The sequence below is a fragment of the Actinoplanes sp. NPDC023801 genome, assembly GCF_040639655.1.
Taxonomy (GTDB): domain Bacteria; phylum Actinomycetota; class Actinomycetes; order Mycobacteriales; family Micromonosporaceae; genus Actinoplanes.
The window spans coordinates 1-4,373 of sequence record NZ_JBFAAI010000075.1; the positions used below are offsets into that span (position 1 = coordinate 1).

Genomic DNA, 4,373 nt, shown 5'->3' on the forward strand with positions numbered 1-4,373 from the left:
GTGGTGCTCTTCGAGTCGGGGGCGTTGCGGTTGTTGCCGCCGGCGGTCGCTGATGTGCGGGAGTTGCCGGCGGTGCTGGGCACGATGAGTCGTGGTGCGCATGTCGGCAAAAATGTGGTGTTGCTGCCGTGTCCGGTTGACGGTCCGGTTCTGGTCACCGGTGGTACGGGTGGTCTGGGTGCTCTGGTGGCGGCGCATCTGGCTGAGTCGGTGGGTGTGCGGGATCTGGTTCTGGTGAGCCGGTCGGGTTCGGCCGCGCCGGGTGTGGACGAGTTGGTCGCCCGGTTGGAGTCGGCGGGTGCGTCGGTGCGGGTGCTGGCTGCTGACGTCGGCGACCGCGATGCGCTGGCGGCTGTGGTCGCCGGTGTCGAAGGCCTCGCTGGTGTCGTGCACTGTGCCGGTGTTCTTGACGACGGGGTGTTCACCGGTCTGACTCCGGAACGCGTTGCCGCGGTGCTGGCACCGAAGGTCGACGCGATCGTTCACCTCGACGCCCTCACCCGGGACCACGACCTGGCACTGTTCGTGGCGTTCTCGTCCATCTCGGCGGTGTTCGGGACAGCCGGACAGGCCGGATACTCGGCGGCGAACGCCTTCCTGGACGGCTTCATGTCGTACCGCCGTGGTCTTGGTCTGCCCGGTCAGTCTCTGGGCTGGGGTCTGTGGTCCACCGCCGCCGGTATGGGCGGCGCGGTCGCGGCGCGGGTGGGCGGCGGCCTCTCCGACGAGTTCGGGCTCGCCCTGTTCGACGCGGCACTACGTCTGCCGGACGCGCACGTGGTTCCGGCTCAGCTCGACCTGAACGCGGTCCGGGCGTCGGGCACGGTGCCCGCCCTGCTGCGGCGCCTCGTCTCGACCACGGTCCGCCGCGCCGATGACGGCGGCACCACCGGATCCGGCCTGGCTCAGCGCCTGGCGGCCCTGCCCGGAGCGGACCGGATCCCGCTCCTGACCGACGTGGTGTGTTCGGCCGCGGCCGGCGTGCTGGGACACGGCTCCGCCGACGCGGTGGTGCCCAGCCGCGCGTTCAAGGACCTCGGCTTCGACTCGCTGACCTCGGTGGAACTGCGGAACCGGCTCAACACGGCGACCGGGCTGCGGCTGCCGGCGACGCTGGTGTTCGACTACCCGACCCCGGTCGTGCTCGCCGGACACCTGCTCGGCACGCTCCTCGGCGACGATCGCCCCGACATCGCCCCGGTCGTCCGCGACACGGCGGGCACCGCCACCGACGACGACGCGATCGCGATCATCGGAATGGCCTGCCGTTACCCCGGCGGTGCCAACAGCCCCGAGGAACTGTGGCGAATGCTCACCGGCGGTGTCGACGCGATCGGCCCGTTCCCGTCCGACCGCGGATGGGCGACCGGCGACGCGAACTACACCCGTCAGGGCGGATTCATCGACGACGCGACCGCGTTCGACGCCCGGCTCTTCGGCATCTCGCCGCGCGAGGCCCTGACCATGGACCCGCAACAGCGTGTGCTGCTCGAAGCCTGCTGGGAGGTGTTCGAACGCGCCGGCCTCGGCCCCGACTCGCTGCGCGGTGAACCCATCGGCGTGTTCATCGGTTCCTCCTCGTCCGGCTACGGCACCACCGGTTCGCTGCCGGACGGTGCCGAGGTGCACGCCCTCACCGGCACCGCGCCGAGCGTCATCAGCGGACGGGTCGCGTACACCTTCGGCATCGAGGGCCCGGCCGTCACGGTCGACACCGCCTGCTCCTCGTCGCTGGTCGCGCTGCACCTCGCGGCCCAGGCGCTGCGGTCGGGCGAGTGCACCATGGCCCTCACCGGCGGCGTCACGGTGCTGGCCGGCGCCGACATCTTCCCCAGTTTCGGCAGCCAGGGCGGTCTCGCCGGGGACGGCCGGTGCAAGCCGTTCTCCGCCGACGCGGACGGCACCGGATGGTCCGAGGGCGTGGGCGTGCTGCTCGTCGAGAAGCTCGCCGACGCGCGGCGCAACAACCACGAGATCCTTGCGATCGTACGGGGAAGCGCCGTCAACCAGGACGGCGCCTCCAACGGGCTGACCGCCCCGAACGGTCCCTCCCAGCAGCGGGTCATCAAGCAGGCACTGGCCGGCGCACGTCTCACACCCCGCGACATCGACGTGGTGGAGGCGCACGGCACCGGCACGGCGCTCGGCGACCCGATCGAGGCGCAGGCACTGCTCGCCACCTACGGCCGGGAACGCTCCGCCGACGAGCCGCTCTGGCTCGGTTCGATCAAGTCGAACATCGGCCACACCCAGTCCGCCGCGGGTGTCGCCGGCATCATCAAGATGGTCCTGGCCATGCGGCACGGCGAGCTGCCCCGCACCCTGCACGCGCAGACACCGTCCGGGCACATCGACTGGTCCAGCGGCGCCCTGCGTCTGCTGACCGAGGCGACCGCCTGGCCCGACGGGGATCGCCCGCGCCGGGCAGCCGTGTCGTCGTTCGGCATCAGCGGCACGAACGCCCACGTGGTCCTGGAGCAGGCCCCCGCCGTGGAGGCCGTGCCGGTTCCGGACGAGCCGGTCACCGGCGCGGTGCCGTGGGTGCTGTCGGCCCGTACCGCCGAAGCCCTGCACGCACAGGCCCAGCGGTTGCGTGACCTCGTGCTGGCACGGCCGGAACTGCGGCCGATCGACGTGGCCACATCGCTGGTGACGTCGCGGGCCTCCCTGGAGCATCGCGCGGTGGTCGTCGGGTCCGCCCCGGCGCAATTCGACTCCGCACTTGCCGGCCTCGTCTCCGCGGGCGGCGTCACCGCCGGCCGGACGGCGTTCCTGTTCACCGGTCAGGGTGCGCAGCGCATCGGCATGGGTACGGGCCTGGCCGCCCGGTTCCCGGTGTTCGCTGAGGCGTTCGACGCGATCTGTGCCCGCTTCGACCAGCTGCTGGACCTGCCGCTGCGCGACGCGATCGACTCCGACGCGATTCACCAGACCGTCTACACGCAGGCCGGGCTGTTCGCGGTCGAGGTCGCTGTCTACCGGCTGCTCGAGTCGTGGGGCGTCACCCCTGACTATCTGCTGGGTCATTCGATCGGTGAGATCGCCGCAGCTCACGTTGCCGGAGTCCTGGACCTGGATGACGCGGTCACGCTGGTGGCGGCTCGTGGCCAGTTGATGCAGGCGCTGCCGGCGGGTGGGGCGATGCTCGCCGTGCAGGCCACGGAGGCCGAGGTCCGTGAGGCCATCACCGGTCTGGACCTGGACATCGCGGCCGTCAACGGGCCGACGTCGGTGGTCGTCTCGGGTGACGCCGCCGCGATCGAGGAACTGGCATCCCGATTCGCCAAGACAACCCGGCTGACCGTCTCGCACGCGTTCCATTCGTCGCGGATGGAGCCGATGCTCGCCGACTTCGCGGCCGTGCTGAACGGCTTGTCGTTCGGGGCGCCGCGTATCCCGGTGGTGTCGAACCTGACCGGTGAGCCGGTCGAGGAGTTCACCGCCGACTACTGGATCCGCCACGTCCGCGAGGCGGTCCGGTTCGCCGACGGCGTGTCCTGGCTCGCTTCACACGGCGTCACGCGGTGTGTCGAGGTCGGCCCGGCCGGTGTGCTCACCGGCCTGGCCGAGGCGACCGCGCCCGACGTCGCCTACGCCGTGACCATGCGCAAGAACGCGGACGAGGCCGAGACCGTGCTGAACGCCGTGGGCCGGATCTTCACCGCCGGCGCGAACGTGAACTGGACGGCGGTTCTGGCCGGGCAGGGTGGCCGGACGGTGGCCCTGCCGACGTACGCGTTCCAGCGCGACCGCTACTGGCTGATGCCGCTGGAACCGGACGAGATCTCCGGTGGCGAGGACAGCACGTTCTGGTCGGCGGTCGAGCGTGGTGACCACGAAGGACTGGCGGGTGAGCTGCAGGGCGTGGATGTGCATGCGCTGGAGAGCATGCTGCCCGCGTTGTCCGCGTGGCGTCGTCGTCGCCGGTCGCAGACCGTGGTGGAGGGCTGGCGGTACCGGATCGGCTGGACACCGATCACCGAGCCGGCCGCGGTCCGGCTGCCGGGTGTGTGGCTGCTGGTCACCGCCGGTTCGGATGCCGGGGATGTCGCGTCGGCGCTGACTTCGGCCGGCGCCGAGGTGCTGCCGGTCGAGGGTTGCGCCGACCGTGACGTACTTGCTGAGCGTTTCGCCGCCGTCGCCGGTGAGGTGGCGGGGGTGGTGTGGGTCCACGATGCGGCTGATCGGGACGCTGGCTGGTCCTTGACGGTACTGATGCAGGCGGTTGCCGACGCCGGTATCGGTGGCCGGGTGTGGGCGGTCACTCGTGGTGCGGTCGCGGTGGGTCGTTCGGAGTCGGTCACCGACGTTGCCGCGTCGATGGCGTGGGGTGTGGGCCGGGTTGCTGGGCTGGAGTTGCCTCTGGTGTGGGG

General features: G+C 71.3%; 1 protein-coding gene. It reads left to right on the forward strand.

Annotated elements, in window-relative coordinates:
• On the forward strand, positions 1-4,373 hold a 4,373-nt coding region (locus tag AB0G04_RS44125), incomplete at both ends, for an SDR family NAD(P)-dependent oxidoreductase (RefSeq protein WP_360996724.1).